Here is a 17,697-nt window from a genome sequence, read left to right as displayed (position 1 = left end):
ACATCGTCAGACAAATATGTCTATTTGGGACCTGACGGGCCGTAGGGTTCTCTCGCCCGATCCGGTGGTGGTGCGGTACGCCGTCCGCTCGCTGCGCGTCGTGCGGCCCGCGTACGCTTGCGCGGGTGAACGCGACCGACCGCACCCCTGCCGACCTGCTGAGTTCCGCGCTCGCCGCGGACCCGGGACGCCCCCTGGTGACCTTCTACGACGACGCCACGGGCGAACGCGTCGAACTGTCCGTGGCCACCTTCGCCAATTGGGTGGCCAAGACCGCCAACCTCCTCCAGGACGAACTGTCCGTCGAACCCGGCGACCGGGTCGCGCTGCTGCTGCCCGCGCACTGGCAGACGGCCGTGTGGCTGCTGGCGTGCGCGTCGGTGGGTGTCGTCGCCGACGTGGCGGGCGATCCGAAGGCGGCGGACGTGGTCGTGAGCGGGCCGGAGCCGGAGTCGCTGGAGGCGGCGCGGGCGTGCTCGGGTCCGCGGATCGCGCTGGCGCTGCGGCCGCTCGGGGGGCGGTTCGCACCGGCGGCCCCGGAGGGCTTCGCCGATTACGCGGTGGAGGTGCCGGGGCAGGGCGACCGGTTCGTGCCGTACGCGCCGGTGGACCCGGAGGCACCGGCGCTGATCGTGGCCGGGCGGGAGTTCAGCGGGGCGGAGGTCGTGGAGACGGCTCGGGCGGAGGCGTCGGGGCTGGGGCTCACGGGGCCGGGGGCGCGGGTCCTGTCGGGATTGCCGTACGACACGTGGGAGGGATTGTGCGCGGGGCTGTACGGGCCGCTCGCCAGTGGGGGGTCGGTGGTGCTGTGCCGGCATCTGGAGCTGGCGGGGCCGGGTGTGGTGGATCAGCGGATCGAGGCGGAACGTGTTTCGGCGACGGCGCGGTGAGTTTCTGCGGGGGTGTTGGTGAGCCGGGGTTGAGGTGACGCCGGTGAGTCGGTGAACCGGTGCCGGCAAGGGACCGGCGTCGGTCTCGGTGCGGGGTGGGGCGCGCGGCCCGGCGCTGACCTGTGCCCGCGTCGGTCTCGGTGCGGCGTGGGGCGCGCGGCCCGGCGCTGACCTGTGCCCGCGTCGGCCTCGGTGCGGGGTGGGGCGCGCGGCCCGGCGCTGACCTGTGCCCGCGTCGGTCTCGGTGCGGGGTGGGGCGCGCGGCCCGGCGCTGACGGGGCGCCGCCTGCGCCCACCCGTGCCGCCCCAGGCGGCACGAATGCCCGCAGCTTGGGGGCGGCACGAATGCTCGCAGCTCGGCCGGGGCGGCGCGCGTGTTCGCAGTTCAGCGGTTCTGCCCCGTTCGGCCTATGTGCGTTCTGTCTTTGGTGCTCCCCCGGGGCATGGTCGTACCAGCGCGCTGGTGTGGACGGAGGCAGGCGTGGGCGATGACGCGGGCACGGCGGCCTCCGACGGGGGCGGCGGGGAGGCGGGGCACGGGGCGTCCGCGAGCGGCGGTGGGCTGAAGCGGCGGCGGCGCAGGCGGCGGCTGGGGATCGCCGGAATCGTGGTCATCGTGCTGGCCGGGGGTGCCGCCGGCGTCGGGTGGGCGGTGTACGCCAAGCTGAGCGGCAACATCACGTCGGACGAGGCGGCCGCCGCCGAACTCGAACGGTACGAGAAGGAGCGGCCCACCTCGCTGGTGCGCGGCGCGCAGAACGTGCTCCTGATCGGGTCGGACTCGCGCTCGGGGGACGGCAACTCCCGCTACGGCCGGGACTCCGGGACCGAGCGGTCGGACACCACGATCCTGCTGCACCTGGCCGCGGGCCGGGACAGCGCCACCGCCGTCTCCCTCCCCCGCGACCTCATGGTGAACGTCCCCGGCTGCCACCGCCCCGACGGGTCACTCACCGAACCGGCGTTCACACAGTTCAACTACGCCTTCGCGGCAGGCGGTTCGGCGTGCTCCATCCGTACGGTGGAGAAGCTGACCGGCATCCGGATCGACCACCACGTGGTCGTCGACTTCGAGGGCTTCAAGGAGATGGTCGACGCGCTCGACGGCGTCGAGGTGTGCCTGCGCAAACCGGTCGACGACAAGGACGCCAAGCTGAAACTGCCCGCGGGGAGGGTGACGCTCGACGGGGAGCAGGCGCTCGGATACGTCCGCGCCCGGAAGTCGCTCGGTGACGGCAGCGACACCGACCGGATGGACCGGCAGCAGCGCTTTCTGGGGGCGCTCGTGAACAAGGTGCAGAGCAATGGCGTACTGCTGAATCCGGTGAAGCTGTACCCCGTTCTGGACGCGGCCACGTCGTCGCTCACGACGGATCCGAATCTGGCAAATCTGCGCGGTTTGTACGACCTTGTGCGCGGGCTGCGCGGGATTCCCACCGAACGCGTGCAATTCCTGACCGTCCCCCGGGAGTCGTACGCGGGCGACGCCAATCGGGACCAGCTCGTGCAGCCCGGCGCCGAGAAGCTGTTCACCCGCCTGCGGACGGACGAGCCCGTGACGATCACGGCTGCCCGGCGGGATTCGACCGGCGGTACCGGGAATTCCGGTGAAGCCGGTGACCCCGAGTCCCCGGCGCCGACGTTCAGCGGGAACACCGCCGACGAGGACGTCTGCGAGTAAAGCGCATTCCAAAAAGGGGCAACTCCGAGTGCAAGGTGACATGCGCGAGCGGACAATTGTCCAAGAAATGCACCGGATTGCCCAGTTGTAAGGTTCGTGGAATGCGTCACTGCCGTCGCCCCGCGCCGGGCGGGCCGGTTAGTGTGAGCGATCCGGTGTGCCCGGCCGCGGAGATCCGCCCTGGCCACGCACTGAACTGACGTGAGCGAGACCGGGCGCCCTGAGGGAGGGCGCCGCGTGGCCCCGACGGAGGATTTGGACAACCGTGGACGCGCAAGGCCGTGGGCAGGCGGAGGACATCGACCCCGCAGACCAGTGGGTACTCAATCCGGACACCGGTGACTACGAACTGCGACTGCCTCCCTCCGCACCGCAATCGCCGGTCCCTGGCCCCCGCCGGGCCACGCCGGCACCGGACCGTGAGGTTCCCGCGCCCCGCAGACGCCGTGCGACGCCCGAGGAGCCGCCGCCGGGACGGCGCGACCGCCGGAGGCCGGCGAAGAAGAAGTCGAAGAAGAAGTCGAGGGCCAAGAAGATACTGCTGTGGACCGGCGGCACGATGGCGTTCGTCATCCTCGCCGTCGGCACGGCCGGATACCTCTACCTGGAGCACCTCAACGACAACATCGAGTCCCTCCCCGACGACGGCGCGAGCACCGGCGGGTTCCAGAAGGACCAGGCGATCAACATCCTGCTGATCGGCACCGACAAGCGCACCGGCTCCGGCAACGACGGCTACGGCGACAAGGGCAGCGCGGGCCACGCCGACACCACGCTCCTGCTGCACGTCTCCAAGGACCGCTCCAACGCGACCGCCCTCAGCATCCCCCGCGACCTGATCGTCGACATCCCCGACTGCCCGACCACGCAGGAGGACGGGAGTTCCAAGGTCATCCAGGGCTCCACCGGCGTCCGCTTCAACCAGAGCCTCGGCCAGAGCGGCCGTACACCCAGCTGCACGATGCGGACCGTCACCGAGCTGACCGGGGTCACGCCCGACAACTTCATGGTGGCCGACTTCAACGCGGTCAAGACCCTGACGTCGGCGGTCGGCGGGGTCGAGGTCTGCCTGGCGAAGGACATCAACGACTCCGAATCGCACCTGGATCTGCCGGCGGGCAAGCACACCATCGAAGGCGAGGACGCGCTCGCCTTCGTCCGCACCCGGTACTCCGTGGGCCTCGGCGGCGACCTGAGCCGCATCGAACTCCAGCAGCAGTTCCTCAGCTCACTGATGCGCAAACTGAAGTCCAACGACACGCTCACCAGCCCGACGAAGATGGTGAAGCTGGCCGAGGCGGCAACCAAGGCGCTGACCGTCGACTCCAAGCTGGACAGCATCGGCAAACTGAAGGACCTCGGTCTGGAGCTGGGCAAGCTCGACACCAAGAACCTGACCTTCGCGACGGTGCCGGTGAAGGACAACCCGGCCGAGGAGACGCCGGTGACCGTCGTCCTCAAGGAGGGGCCCGCCCAGCAGGTCTTCGACATGGTCAAGAACGACGTCTCCTTCACCGAGGTCAAGAAGAAGGAGAAGGAGAAGAACAAAAAGGAGGACGCCGCCGTCGCCGCGCGTCTGGAGGGCGCGAAGTCCGAGCCCTCCGAGATCCGCGTCCGCGTCCTCAACGGCGGTGCGTCGGCCGGCAGCGCGGGGCGTGAGCTGACCTACCTCCAGAACGAGGCGGGCGTCACCAAGTCCGAGAACGCGGGCAACGCCCCCGCCGACATCGCGAAGACCACCCTGGAGTACGCCCCCGACCAGGCCGACCAGGCCCGCGCCCTCGCCGAGATCCTCGGCCTGTCCGGCGCCGCCATGAAGCCCGGCGAGAGCGTCACCAACTCCCAGGGCCTGCCCACCATGACCCTCACCCTCGGCAAGGACTTCAAGGGCGCCGGAGTCAAGCTGGACGCCACCTCCGCGAAGGCACCGGAGGACCTCCAGAAGTCCACGGCGGACAAGGTCGAGTGCGCGAAGTGACCTGACGGGCCCCGCGCGCGTCTGACAGTACGACAGTCCATCGGTGAACGGTCTACCGGCGAACAATCCGTCGGCGTCGCCGTACAGCCAACGAGGGGCTCCGTACGTCCAACTGTGCGAACAGATCGCGTGCAGGGGCAGTTCGCGGGCCCGAGGGTGGGAGAGGGACATGACGCAGAGCAGTGTGCGCGGGAAGGGGACGCGACCGGACACCGTCCGGCACGCCCGCGACGGCGGGGACACCGGCGGTGACCGAGACGAGGACGGCACCGATACGGCGGACCGGCAGGGCCCGCCCAGCAGGAGAGGCAAGCGGCCCAAACGGCGCCGGACCGGGCACAAGCACCGAGCGCTCCGATGGTCGGCGACCACCCTCGCGGTCCTGATACTCGGCACGGCCGGCGCCGGATTCCTCTATTACGAGCACTTGAACGCCAACATCGAGAAGGGTGAGCGCAGCAGCGGCGACTCCAAGGCGCACAAGGCCAAGCCGAACGCGGCCGGGCAGACGGCTCTGAACATCCTACTGATCGGCTCCGACAGCCGCTCCTCCGACGCCAACCTGGCCTTGGGCGGCAGCAAAGACCATCGGGACAATCCGCCCCTCGGCGACGTGCAGATGCTGATCCACCTGGCCGCCGACCGCAAGAGCGCGGCGGTGGTGAGCATCCCCCGTGACACCCGGGTCGACATCCCTGCGTGCACCGACCCCGACTCGGGCGAGAAGTATCCGGCGACCAACGACATCATCAATGTGTCGCTGGCCCGCGGCGGCGCCGGTTGCACACTGGCCACCTGGGAGAACCTCACCGGCATCTACATCGACCACTGGATGACGATCGACTTCGCGGGCGTGGTCTCGATGGCCGATGCCATCGGCGGGGTCGAGGTCTGTGTGAACCAGAACGTCTGGGATCGCCCGCTGCCCACCCTGAGCGGAGGCTCCGGACTGAAGATGAAGGCCGGCCGGAAGAAGGTGGAGGGCAAGCAGGCGTTGCAATGGCTGCGCACCCGGCACGCCTGGGGCAGTGACCTGATGCGGGCACGGGCTCAGCACATGTACATGAACTCGATGATCCGCACGCTGAAGAGCCAGAACGTGTTCACCGACACGGGCCGGCTGATGGATCTGGCCGAGTCGGCCACCAAGTCCCTCACGGTCTCCGAGGAGATCGGCACGGTCAAGAAGCTCTACGACCTGGGAATGCAACTCAAGACGGTGCCCACGGAGCGAATCACCATGACAACGCTCCCCACAAAAGAGGACAATCTCGACTCCAATCACCGCCTCCCGGATGGCGCCGACGCCGACAGGATCTGGGCGATGATCCGCGACGACGTCCCCTTCGACAACAAGGGCGACAAGGCAGGCAAGACCTCTGCCGCCACCGGGAAGGGCGCCTTTGAGGAGCCGCCCGCCGACTCCGAGATCGGCGTCGTCGTACAGAACGCCACCGGCTCCGCCGCACTCGCTCCGGTCAGCGGGCGCGCGAACACGATCACCCAGGCCCTGGTACAGAAGGGCTTCGACAAGGCGCAGACAGACACCTCGGCCGCACTCTCCGAGGACAAGACCGTGGTCCGTTACCCAAGCGTCGATCTGGAGGCAGACGCCCGGCGCGTCGCCGATGAGCTGGGAATCCCCGTAACCGCCGTACTGAAGTCGACGGACGTGTCCGGGGTCACACTCACTGTCGGCGCCGACTGGCGCTCCGGTACGTCTTACCCGAAGCAGAAGGCGCCCGAAGCCGGGGACCTGCCCGAGACCAGTGACGCCCTCAACGGCTCGGACACCAGCAAATGTATGGACGTGTACGAGCCCTACCAGTGGTGATTATTCACGGAAACAGGGGAATTGCCCTGCTACAGGGACGTCGATGAGTCACCTGTGTAGTTGGGCGCTGAACTTGACGGATAGTGTGAGCGCTCCAGCGCCTCCGCCGCCCTGCAAGCCCCGGCATCCGCGCACTTGTTGACCCTTTACCGCGTACCTGCCGAGAAGGTACCGCATGGCCCCGACGGAGGATTGGGAGACCGTGGACACACAAGGACATGGGCGGGCAAACGACGTCGACCCCGCCGACCAGTGGGTGCTAAATCCACAGACCGGCGAATACGAACTGCAACTTCCTTCCTCCACGGCACAGTCGAGGCCCCGGTCCGCACCGGGATCAGCCGGCCCCGGTCCCCGTCGATCCACCCCCCGCCGGTCTCCGAACGCCGTTGGTACTTCCGACGCCGATGCGACACAGCACCGTACGGCCGCGCCGGGCCGTGAGGTACCACCGCAGCGACGACGTTCGACCTCCGTGGAACCGGGGAGGCGCGGACGCCGGCCGGCGAAAGGGAAGACGAAGTCGCGGGCCGGGAAGATCCTGCTGTGGACCGGCGGCATCATGGCGTGCGTCGTGCTCACGGCCGGTGTCGGCGGCTACCTCTACCTCAAGCACCTCGAGGGCAACGTCACGACGACGGACGTCGGCAGTGCCGGCAGCAGCAGCTTCAGCAAGGACGAGGCCTTCAACATCCTCATCATCGGCACCGACAAACGCACCGGCGAGGGGAACAAGGGCTACGGCGACAGCGGCAGCGTCGGGCACGCCGACACCAACATCCTGTTGCACGTCTCCAAGGACCGTACGAACGCGACCGCGTTGAGCATTCCGCGCGACATGATCGTGGACATCCCGGACTGCCCGACCAAGCAACCCGACGGCTCGGAAAAGGTGATTCCGGGGACGCAGGGCAAGCGTTTCAACATCAGTCTCGGGCAGGACGGCCGCGACCCGGGGTGCACGATGCGCACGGTCAAAGAGGCCACCGGCATCACGGTGGACCACTTCATGATGGCGGACTTCAACGCCGTGAAAACGCTGACGACGGCGGTGAACGGCGTGGAGGTGTGTGTCGCCAAGGACGTCGACGACGAGGACTCGAAGCTGCACCTGGACGCCGGCCCACACACCATCCAGGGCGAGGACGCGTTGGCGTTCGTCCGCACACGGCACAGTTGGGGCAACAAGGGCGATCTCGACCGCATCAAGGTACAGCAACAGTTTCTGAGCTCACTCATGCGCAAGATGTCCTCCAGCGACACTCTGACCAGCCCCTCGAAGCTGATCAAGCTGGCTGAAGCCGCCACCAAGGCGCTGACGGTCGACACCGGCATCGGCAAGGTCAGCACGCTCAAGGACGTCGCCCTCGAACTGAAGCAGGTACCGACGAAGAACATCACCATGCTCACAGTCCCGGTGAAGGACAACCCCACCGAGAAGGTCAAGGCGACCGTCGTCATCGACGAGGCGAAGGCTCCCCAGGTCTTCGACATGATCAAGAGCGACGTCTCCTTCACCGAGGTCAAGGAGAAGAAGGAGAAGGAGGCCGCCGCGGTCGCCGCCCGCCTCAAGGGCGAGAAGTCCGAGCCCTCCGAGGTCCGCGTCCGCATCCTCAACGGCGGTGCCCCCGCCGGCAGCGCCCAGCAGGAGCTGATCCACCTCCAGACGGATGCCGGGGTCGCCAAGTCCGAGAACGCCGGCAACGCACCCGCCGAGATCGCCAGGACCACCCTGGAGTACGCCCCCGACCAGGCCGACCAGGCCCGCGCCCTCGCCGAGATCCTCGGCCTGTCCGGCGCCGCCATGAAGCCCGGCGAGAGCGTCACCAACTCCCAGGGCCTGCCCACCATGACCCTCACCCTCGGCAAGGACTTCAAGGACGCCGGAGTCAAACTCAACGCAGCGTCGGCCGACACTCCGGACGTCCCGAAGTCCACCGCCGACAAGGTCGAGTGCGCCAGCTGAAGCAGAGCCCCCGGCTCTGGCCGGCAGGTGCGGCGGACGACAGCCGGACGAGGCCCCGATCAGCAGTGGCCTGACGCGTGCTGCCCCGGCGAGTGGCCGAGGCCCCTGCATCAAGGTGAGCCACAACTACGCCTGGTAGCCCACCCGTGGCCGGTAACGTGCGCAGATCCAGTGCACGTTACCGGCCACGATCATGACTTTCGGCCGATCTTCTGCACATGACGTGTCTGTCATGGCCCGGCCATGTGAAGATCCTGAACAGTAATCAGCGTCCACGGACGTCCCATGTACCGATTCAGGAGGACACGTTGAAGTTCAAGACCCGGGCCGGAAGAGTCGCAGCCTCCCTGGGACTCATGCTGTCGAGCATCGCCGGTTACTCGCTGGTCACCGCTCCGGCAGCGAGCGCGGCCACCTACGGCTGCAACGGCTCGCAGATCGACAGCTGGAACAACACCGTCTCCGGGAAGGTCTACGCGACGACCTACCTGTTCTGGGACGGCACGTACAACTGCGTGGCGGCAGTGAAGCGTGGTGACTACTACGGCAAGTCCTCGCGCATCCGCGTGGAGGGCTACACCGACGTCGGCGGCTACATAGGCGCCGACGACGGCCATTACCTCTACTACGCCAACTACACGTTCTACGGGAAGGGCCGCTGCATCGCAGTGGAGACCGACATGTGGAATTTCAGCGGCAACAACATCATCCAGGACCACGTGCCCTACAGCGGCTACTTCCACTGCGGCTGACGTACATCCCCTTCCTCAAGGAACCGAACGGAGAGACAACTGTGCGTGTGAACAAACGGCTGGTGTCCGCAGCTGCCGTCCTCGGACTCACCACTGCCGGAATGATTGCCACGGCGGGCACCGCCGAGGCCGCCGCCTCCTACAACGGCGCCTGCGGATCCGGCTACGGCGTGGTTGGCTCCAAGCGCGTCGGTGACGGCACCGCGTTCATCACCTACAACGGGTCCACCGGATACAACTGCGTCGTCACTGTCAGCGATACCCCAGGCACATCCATGTACATGGAAGCCCGTCTGCGGGTCCACAGAACTGACACCGTGTGGAAGTCCAGCGAGATGGACGCGGGCACCTTCAAGTATTACGCGGGTCCTGTCTATCAATACGCCAAGGGCTCCTGCATCGACTACGGCGGTACTGCGAACAACGGGAGTTACATTCAAATCGATTACGGCGTCCACTGCGGTTGACAGCAACCCTGCGGGACAACTCTGAGACCAAGGAGGCAATCATGCGGAAACTGGCTACTTTTGCCACTGCTTGTGCCATGGCACTGACATCGGCTGTCGGTCTCGCCGGCAATGCCTCCGCCGCCGACCGGAATGTGGCATACAACGGAGCGTGCGGCTCGGGCTACTCGGTGGTCAACTCGGGGGACATGCAGTACGGGCTGGGTACGGTGTACCTGACGTACAGCGCGTCCACCGGAAAGAACTGCGTCGTCGCGATTCAAACGGAACAGAAATACGCGAGTAAAATGATGGCCGAGGTGCGACGCACCGGATCGTCCACGTGGATAAGAGATTCCGGTGAGTACCGTTACTACGCGGGGCCTGTGTATGTGTCGGCCGCAGGCCACTGCGTCGACTGGGGCGGCAGCTACCTGGACGGCGGCGCCTACTTCTACGCGAACGCGACAAACTGCGGTTGACGGCCGTCTTGGTCACAGCGGGGTCAAAAGCGCGAGTCGCCGGGCCCCGCTGTAACTCCGATCGCGACTGATCGATCGTGATCCAGTCATCTCGAAGAGGTCCTCATGCAGGCAAGAAGAGCACTCTGGAGTTCGGTCGGCACACTGGTGATGGTGGCCGCGGGACTCACCGTCACGGCAAGTCCGGCATACGCCGCCGGCTACAACGGCGCCTGCGGCAGCGGCTACAACGTGATCGACTCGATGAGTGTCAGTAGTGGCAAGGGCACCGTCTATCTCACGTATAACGGTGGGTACAACTGCCTCGTGACGGTGAACAACACCGGTTCGACTCTGTGGATGGGAGCCCAACTCGAGATTGCGGGCGGCAGTTGGAAATTGGACGAGGGCTGGTACAAGTCCTATGCGGGCCCGGTATACGTCTACGCAGCCAACTCGTGCGTGGACTGGGGCGGCTGGGCCTCCACCGCAAAGAACGGAGAGACGTTCATCAAGTGGAACGACCACTGCGGCTGATGGCGAGGACGTCGTGAGCCGCGGGGTCACGCCACTCACTTCACGTTTGTCGAACCCATGACCGCCGGGCGCCGCGAGGCGATGACTCTCCTGGCCAGCGACTTCGGGCTGGTCAAAAAGCCCCAGCCCCACGACATGTGCATGGTCGCCAGCGCCACCGGGATCTGCGCCCGCGCCTTCAGCCCGAGTCCCTTGCCGGCGGGCAGCGAGCCGGCCACGATCGCCGCGAGGTACCCGCCGGGTATGACGAAGCCCCAGGGGGTCAGCACGGCGCCCACCACGACACCGGCCGCGATGGCGCACACGGCGGTCGGCGGGGCGAGGTAGCGCAGGTTGATGGAGCCCGAGTGGTACCGGGCGACGACGTGCCGCCAGCGGCCGTAGTCCTTGTACTGCTTGGCCAGCGCCCGCATGCTCGGCCTCGGGCGGTAGGACACCCGCAGCTCGGGCGAGAACCAGATCAGACCGCCGGCCTCGCGGATGCGGAAGTTCAGCTCCCAGTCCTGGGCGCGGATGAACTCCTCGTTGTAGCCGCCCTGCCGCTCCAGCGCCTCGCGGCGGAACACGCCGAGATAGACGGTCTCGGCGGGAGCCGCCTGTCCGCCCGTGTGGAACGCGGCGTTGCCCACGCCGATCTTCGACGTCATCGCGGCGGCGACGGCGTCCTCCCAGGCGTTCTCGCCCTCGGCGTGCATGATGCCGCCCACGTTCTGCGCGCCGGTCTCCTCCAGGAGCCGTACGGCCGTGGCGATGTAGTTCGGCGACAGCATGCCGTGGCCGTCGACGCGGACGACGACCGGATGGCGGGAGGCCTTGATCGCGGCGTTCAGCGCGGCGGGCGTACGGCCGGTGGGATTCGGCACGGTGTGCACGCGCGGATCCTCGGCGACGAGCTCGGCGGCGATCTCTTCCGTACGGTCCGTGGAAGGACCGACGGCGATCACGACCTCCATCTCGCCGGCGTACTCCTGGGCGAGGATGGCGCGGACGGCGCCGCGCAGGTGCCGCTCCTCGTTGAGGACGGGCATGATCACGGAAACGGCGGGCAGCCGCACGTCGGACTTGGCGTTCATCGGTGCTCACGTTACCGCGAACGGGGGACACGGGTGCGCGCCGCGGGGGTCACAGCACCGGGCAGCAGATCGTATGGGCCTACGGTGCTCACGAATCCCACGTCCGGCCTCACGCTCCACGCCCAGGGGCCCGTCCCCGCGGAGGTGTCCCCTTGCCCACACCGCCCCGCTCGTCCCGGGTCCCGGCCCCGACCGACCGGAGCGGACCTCCGTCGCAGCGCGGCGGCCCCCGGCCGTCCCGGCGTCCGCGGAGGCCCCCCGTACGGCGGAAGAAACCGCGCTGGGCCATGCGGGCGGTGACCGCGCTGTCGGTGGTGGTGCTCGGCTCCGCCGGGATCGGACACGCGGTGCTCTCGAGCCTGGACTCGGACATCTCGCGGGTCGACGCCTTCAAGGACATGAAGAACCGGCCCAGGGCCGGCGACGGCATGAACGTCCTGATGGTCGGCACCGACGGCCGGGACGAGATCAGCAAGGAGGAGCGGCGCAAGTACAGGCTGGGCGGCGCCCCCTGCCACTGCACCGACACCGTCATGATCGTGCACATCTCGGAGGACCGGGAGCGCGCGAGCGTGGTCAGCCTGCCGCGCGACTCGTACGCCGAGACGCCCGGCCACACCGACCGCACCACGGGCGAGCACCACAAGGGGCACCCGCTCAAGCTGAACGCCGCCTACGCCGAAGGCGGTCCGCAGCTGACCATCCGCACCGTGGAGAACATGACCCGCGTGAAGATCGACCACTATCTGGAGGTCGACTTCACCAGCTTCATGAAGACCGTGGACGTGCTCGGCGGTGTGAAGATCTGCACCGTCCAGCCGCTCAAGGACAGCTACACCGGACTCGACCTCGCCGCGGGCACCCACACGCTGATGGGCGGGCAGGCGCTGCAGTACGTGCGCTCCCGCCACCTCGACGGTGCCTCGGACCTGAGCCGGATGAAGCGCCAGCAGCGCTTCATGGCCGCCCTGATCGAGCGGGCGACCTCCTCGGGGATCCTGCTGAACCCGCTGAAGTTCCGTGACGTGACCCAGGCCGTGCTGGGCTCGGTCCGCGCCGACCAGGGCTTCGGCACCGACGAGCTGCTGACGCTCGGGCGGGCGATGCGGAACTTCTCGCCGTCGTCCTCCGAGTTCACCACCGTGCCGATCGGGCAGATGGGCTACGCCGTCAAGGGCGTCGGATCGACCCTGAAGTGGGACCCGGCGAAGTCGAAACGGCTCTTCGACGCCCTGCGCGAGGACAGGCCGCTGGCCGCGCCGAAACCGAGGCCGAAGGGGCCGGCGCCGGTGCGGGTCCCGGTGGACCCGAAGCAGATCCGCGTCCAGGTGGAGAACGGCACCCGCACCTCCGGGCTCGGCAAGCGGGTGGACGACGCGCTGGCCGCGACCGGGTTCCGCACCACCAAGGCGCCGCGCAACGCCACCGACCGGGCGGTCGAGCGGACCGTCGTCGCCTACGACCCCCGCTGGGACCAGTCGGCCAAGTCACTGGCCGCCGCCCTGCCCGGCAGCGAGCTGAAGCCCGTCAAGGGGCAGGGGGCGACGCTGAAGGTGATCGCCGGCGCCGACTTCAAGAAGGCCGTGAAGGTACGGCCGGCCGACCCGCCGCAGGAGTCGGGCACGGTGGTGCGGGGCGACGAGGTGGTCTGCGGCAAGGAGTGAGGCGCGCCGGGGCTCGCCGACGCGCGTCGGCTCAGTTTCCGGAGACGGTGACCTTGTCGTCGTTCTTGAGCTCCTGGACGAGCTTCTTCACCTTGGTGTCGTCCCACTTGAGGTTGCCGCCGACGCTGCCGGAGACCGGCATGTTCAGCGAGGTGCCGTCGCCGCCGCTGACGCTCTTCATCGCCCAGAACATGCTCGCCAGGTCGAACAGGCCCATGTCCTTGTCGACGACGAGGGAGTCCAGGCCGGCGCCCATGGTCGGGTACAGCTTGAACGGGTTGAGGACGGTGGACGGGGTGGCCACCTGGCTCGCCAGTGCCGACAGGAACTTCTGCTGGTTCTTGGTGCGGTCCAGGTCCGAGCCGGGCAGGGCGTACCGGGTGCGGACGAAGGCGAGGGACTCCTCGCCGTTCAGGGTCTGCTTGCCCTTCTTGAAGTCGGCGCCGGACTTCTTGTCCTTGATGTCCTGCGGGATGTCGATCTCGACGCCGCCGACCGCGTCCACGATGTTCGCGAAGCCGGCGAAGCCGATCTCCACGTAGTGGTCCAGGCGCAGCCCGGTGTTGTGCTCGACGGTGCGCACCAGCAGCTCGGGGCCGTCCTCGGCGTACGCGGCGTTCAGCTTGGTGTGCCGGCCCGTGCCCGGGTACTTCTTGCCGGACTCGGAGCCGACGAAGCTCGGGATCTCCACGTCCGAGTCACGGGGCAGGGAGATCAGCGTCGACCCGTTGTCCCCGGTGTGCAGGATCATCATGGAGTCGGTGCGCTTGCCCTCGGCGGAGCCGGTGTGGAGGTCCTTCTTCTGCTCGTCGGTCATGCCCTCGCGGCTGTCGGACCCGACGATCAGGTAGTTCGTGCCCTCGCCGGCCTCGGGGCGCTCGATGACCTTGGACAGGTCGACCTCGCGGTTGAGCTTGGAGTCGGCCCAGAAGTAGGTGCCGACGGTCGTGACGACCAGCACGGTCACCACCGTGATCGCGGTCCACTTGATCCGGCGGCGCCAGTTCGGCGCGGGCCGGCCCTGACCCTGACGGCCGGGGCCCTGGCCGCCGCCGCTGCCCCCGTAGACCTGGCCGGTGTTGTAGCCGCTGTCGTACCCGTCGCCGCCGTACCCCTGGCCGTCGGTGTACGACGGCTGCTGGGGCACCCCGGCGCCGTACGGCGGGGCCGACGGGCCCGGGCCGGACGGCGGCGTCGCGCCGCGGCGGACCTGACGCATCACGCGCGCGCTCTCGGGCCGTGCACTCGCGCTGCCGCGTCCGTATCCGCTGCCGCGGTTGTCACCGGACCATCCCTCGGGCCAATCATTCATGCGCACCAGTGTGCAGGGCTCCCCGGTGGGCGTTACAAGGTTCGTCGGAAAATCAGGGCAGCGCTGTTGCGAACCCGACACAAAAACACCCCGGTGTAGCCCCGGCATAAGGTGGAGGGCATGACAGACCAGGCAGAACAGGCCTCGGCCGCGCAGTCGGCGTCCTCGGAGATCCCGGGCAAGCCGACCTCGGCCTCCCGCACCACCCTCAGCCACATCATGACGCACAGCGACACCAACCTTCTGGGCACGGTGCACGGCGGTGTGATCATGAAGCTCGTCGACGACGCGGCGGGCGCCGTGGCCGGACGGCACTCCGGCGGGCCCGCCGTCACCGCGTCCATGGACGAGATGGCGTTCCTCGAGCCTGTCCGCGTCGGCGACCTCGTCCATGTGAAGGCGCAGGTCAACTGGACCGGCCGCAGTTCCATGGAGGTGGGCGTCCGGGTCCTGGCCGAGCGCTGGAACGAGTCCACCCCGGCCACCCAGGTCGGCTCGGCCTACCTGGTCTTCGCCGCCGTGGACGCCGACGGCAAGCCCCGCACGGTCCCGCCGGTCCTCCCCGAGACCGAGAAGGACAAGCGCCGCTACCAGGAGGCCCAGATCCGCCGCACCCATCGCCTGGCCCGCCGCCGCGCGATCATGGAGCTGCGGGAGCGACGGGTGGCGGAGGGCTACGAGGACTGACAGTCTTCCGGGACGTCAGAGGCGTCAGAGCATGAGCAGGAGGCGTGTGTTCGGGACGAGCTTCCGGTTCACGCTCGTGCTCTGCACGAAGATCGTGAAGTCGTCGTTGTGGTCCGGCTTGATACGGACCTCCACGTCCGGCAGCCCGAGCAGGGCGCGGGCCTCGGGCCCCGTGTACACCCGGTCCGTCTTCTTCTCCAGCACCGATATCTGCTTCTTCGGCTGGACCTTCTCCGACTTGCTCAGCTGGTAGAACGCACCACCGGTGCGGTAGGTGTGCCCGCACTCGACGACCCAGTCCCGGATCGCCACGTCGCGGGTGACGTCGATCAGCTGGTACTTCGACGACTCCACCGGCGCCAGGCCGGCCGCCTTGATGGTGTCCTTGTTGACCGCGTCCCCGCCCGTGGAGAACACGGCCCGCGACCCCCGGATGCCCTTGGTGCGTCCCACCATGAACTTCTCGGTGGCCTCCTGGATGACCTGTCCGGCCTCCTCCAGGCCCTGGGTGCTCGTGGCGTCCCAGATGGCGATGTTGTCCTTCGGGAAGCCGTACTGCATGGCCTCGCGCTTGCCCATCTGGTCCGGCACGAGGACGGCCAGCGTCCAGTTGTCCGCCTGCGTCTCGATCATCTGGGACACGGCCTCGACCAGTGCGCGCGGATCCCTGGCGGGGGCGTCCGGGCAGCGGTGGCTCACGTTCTCCTGTCCGTCGGTGAGGACGAACGTCAGGAAGCTGTGGTCTCCGTAGAGCTGGGCCGTCTGCGCCAGCTCACGCTGCGACTTGAGCGTGGCCGCCAGCAGCGCCGTCATGCCACCGACCCGGTACATCTGCTTCAGCGACGGCATCCGCAGCACGTCCTTGTCGTAGATGACGCACTGCACCCTGTCGGCGAAGACGTACACCGTGACGCGGGTCTCCTGGTCCAGTTCCTGCGACCGGCGGGCCAGATAGGCGATCTGCTGGTCGGCGACCTCGACCACCTTGTGGCTCAGGCGGGACATGGACGAACTGGCGTCCAGCACGAGAGCGACGTGGTTGATGTAGTTCTGGCGTCCGGACATGGCGGCTCCCCCTCTTACCGATTGCCGCTCGGCGGCTTCCCGACTCGATGGACCTACCGTCTCATCCACCACTGACAATCGATCACGACGAGCGAGGGGCGCCCGTCGCCGGACGCCCCTCGCTGGAAAACACCGGCCGCTACGGCAGGTTGCGCGCCATCACGATGCGCTGGACCTGGTTGGTGCCCTCGTAGATCTGCGTGATCTTGGCGTCGCGCATCATGCGCTCCACCGGGTAGTCGCGGGTGTAGCCGTAGCCGCCGAGCAGCTGGACGGCGTCCGTGGTGACCTCCATGGCCACGTCGGAGGCGAAGCACTTGGCGGCGGCGCCCTGGAAGGTGAGGTCCCCCTCTCCACCTCCGGCGGCGACGCGCTCGGACTTCGCGGCGGCCGCGTACGTCAGCTGGCGGGCGGCCTCGATCTTCATGGCCATGTCGGCCAGCATGAACTGGATGCCCTGGAAGTCGGCGATCGGCTTGCCGAACTGCTTGCGCTCCTGGACGTAGCCCTTGGCGTAGTCGAGGGCGCCCTGGGCGATGCCGAGGGCCTGGGCGGCGATGGTGATGCGGGTGTGGTCCAGCGTCTTCATCGCGGTGGCGAAGCCGGTGCCCTCCGCGCCGATCATGCGGTCGGCGGGGATGCGGACGTTGTCGAGGTAGACCTCGCGGGTCGGGGAGCCCTTGATGCCGAGCTTCTTCTCCGGGGCGCCGAAGGAGACGCCCTCGTCGGACTTCTCGACGACGAAGGCGGAGATGCCCTTGGAGCGCTTGGTGGGATCGGTGACGGCCATCACCGTGTAGTACTCGCTGACGCCGGCGTTGGTGATCCAGCGCTTGACGCCGTTGAGCACCCAGAAGTCGCCGTCGCGGACGGCCTTGGTCTTCATGCCGGCCGCGTCGGAGCCCGCGTCGGGCTCGGAGAGGCAGTAGGAGAACATGCCGTCGCCCTTGGCGAGCGGGGTCATGTACTTCTTCTTCAGCTCCTCGGAGCCGGAGAGGATCACCGGGAGCGAGCCGAGCTTGTTCACGGCCGGGATGAGGGAGGAGGAGGCGCAGGCGCGGGCCACCTCCTCGATCACGATGACCGTGGCGAGCGCGTCGGCGCCCGCGCCGCCGTACTCCTCGGGGACGTGCACCGCGTGCAGGTCGTTCGCGGTGAGGGCGTCCAGGGCCTCCTGCGGGAAGCGGGCCTCCTCGTCCACCGCGGCGGCGTGCGGCGCGATCTTCGCCTCGGCCAGCGAGCGGACGGCGTCGCGGAGCATGTCGTGCTCCTCCGACGGGCGGTACAGGTCGAAGTCAGCCGATCCGGCCAAGGTGTCTCACGCTCCAAAACGCTGTGATGCTGGGCACGC

At 68.1% G+C, this 17,697-nt stretch carries 15 protein-coding genes; 11 read left to right on the top strand and 4 right to left on the bottom strand.

The features are described 5' to 3' along the window. Positions 1–125 precede the first annotated feature (125 nt). The 9 genes from ABS735_RS02610 (at position 126) to ABS735_RS02570 (ending at position 10,545) form a co-directional block, all read left to right on the top strand. Positions 126–890, top strand: a complete 765-nt coding sequence (locus ABS735_RS02610; RefSeq protein WP_373902954.1) for a TIGR03089 family protein — start codon at positions 126–128, stop codon at positions 888–890. Between the two features lie 481 nt (positions 891–1,371). Continuing rightward, entirely contained in the window at positions 1,372–2,571 is a 1,200-nt protein-coding gene (locus tag ABS735_RS02605; RefSeq protein ID WP_373902953.1) for an LCP family protein, read from the top strand. 265 nt (positions 2,572–2,836) lie between these two features. After that, positions 2,837–4,549: an LCP family protein gene (locus ABS735_RS02600; RefSeq protein WP_373902952.1), complete on the top strand. Its 1,713-nt coding sequence runs from the start codon at positions 2,837–2,839 to the stop codon at positions 4,547–4,549. A 169-nt stretch (positions 4,550–4,718) separates the two neighbouring features. Beyond that, on the top strand, positions 4,719–6,383 hold the full coding sequence (locus ABS735_RS02595; protein WP_373902951.1) for an LCP family protein: 1,665 nt from the start codon (positions 4,719–4,721) through the stop codon (positions 6,381–6,383). Between the two features lie 202 nt (positions 6,384–6,585). Continuing rightward, positions 6,586–8,349 (top strand): LCP family protein, encoded by a 1,764-nt coding sequence (locus ABS735_RS02590; RefSeq protein ID WP_373902987.1) that lies wholly within the window; start codon positions 6,586–6,588, stop codon positions 8,347–8,349. 308 nt (positions 8,350–8,657) lie between these two features. Next, positions 8,658–9,101: a hypothetical protein gene (locus tag ABS735_RS02585; RefSeq protein ID WP_373902950.1), complete on the top strand. Its 444-nt coding sequence runs from the start codon at positions 8,658–8,660 to the stop codon at positions 9,099–9,101. 47 nt (positions 9,102–9,148) lie between these two features. Beyond that, a complete protein-coding gene (locus ABS735_RS02580) occupies positions 9,149–9,568 on the top strand; it encodes a spore-associated protein A (RefSeq protein ID WP_373902949.1) in 420 nt (139 codons plus the stop codon). Between the two features lie 41 nt (positions 9,569–9,609). After that, positions 9,610–10,029: a spore-associated protein A gene (locus ABS735_RS02575; protein WP_373902948.1), complete on the top strand. Its 420-nt coding sequence runs from the start codon at positions 9,610–9,612 to the stop codon at positions 10,027–10,029. Between the two features lie 105 nt (positions 10,030–10,134). Further along, positions 10,135–10,545: a hypothetical protein gene (locus ABS735_RS02570; RefSeq protein ID WP_373902947.1), complete on the top strand. Its 411-nt coding sequence runs from the start codon at positions 10,135–10,137 to the stop codon at positions 10,543–10,545. Between the two features lie 35 nt (positions 10,546–10,580). Here ABS735_RS02570 and ABS735_RS02565 read toward each other — a convergent pair whose 3' ends face one another. Beyond that, positions 10,581–11,618: a glycosyltransferase family 2 protein gene (locus ABS735_RS02565; RefSeq protein ID WP_373902946.1), complete on the bottom strand. Its 1,038-nt coding sequence runs from the start codon at positions 11,616–11,618 to the stop codon at positions 10,581–10,583. Positions 11,619–11,770: 152 nt separating this feature from the next. On the opposite strand from ABS735_RS02565, the gene ABS735_RS02560 reads away from it, so the two are divergent. Continuing rightward, positions 11,771–13,282: an LCP family protein gene (locus ABS735_RS02560; RefSeq protein WP_476755823.1), complete on the top strand. Its 1,512-nt coding sequence runs from the start codon at positions 11,771–11,773 to the stop codon at positions 13,280–13,282. Between the two features lie 31 nt (positions 13,283–13,313). On the opposite strand, the gene ABS735_RS02555 is transcribed toward ABS735_RS02560, so the two are convergent. Then, complete coding sequence (locus tag ABS735_RS02555; RefSeq protein ID WP_373902944.1) at positions 13,314–14,594, bottom strand: LCP family protein; 1,281 nt, start codon at positions 14,592–14,594, stop codon at positions 13,314–13,316. A 120-nt stretch (positions 14,595–14,714) separates the two neighbouring features. Here ABS735_RS02555 and ABS735_RS02550 point away from each other — a divergent pair, with 120 nt between their 5' ends. Then, positions 14,715–15,281 carry an acyl-CoA thioesterase gene (locus ABS735_RS02550; protein ID WP_373902943.1) on the top strand — a complete coding sequence of 189 codons (567 nt, stop codon included), beginning with the start codon at positions 14,715–14,717 and terminating at the stop codon, positions 15,279–15,281. A 24-nt stretch (positions 15,282–15,305) separates the two neighbouring features. Here ABS735_RS02550 and ABS735_RS02545 read toward each other — a convergent pair whose 3' ends face one another. Further along, positions 15,306–16,346 carry a vWA domain-containing protein gene (locus tag ABS735_RS02545; RefSeq protein WP_373902942.1) on the bottom strand — a complete coding sequence of 347 codons (1,041 nt, stop codon included), beginning with the start codon at positions 16,344–16,346 and terminating at the stop codon, positions 15,306–15,308. A gap of 139 nt (positions 16,347–16,485) precedes the next feature. Beyond that, the gene (locus tag ABS735_RS02540) at positions 16,486–17,658 is read right to left on the bottom strand and encodes an acyl-CoA dehydrogenase family protein (RefSeq protein WP_373902941.1); all 1,173 of its coding nucleotides are present in this window, start codon (positions 17,656–17,658) and stop codon (positions 16,486–16,488) included. Positions 17,659–17,697 lie beyond the last annotated feature (39 nt).

Source organism: Streptomyces sp. MMCC 100 (assembly GCF_041538145.2).
Taxonomy (GTDB): domain Bacteria; phylum Actinomycetota; class Actinomycetes; order Streptomycetales; family Streptomycetaceae; genus Streptomyces.
Note: the sequence above shows the minus strand (reverse complement) of the source record. Positions and strands in the feature narration are given on the sequence as shown.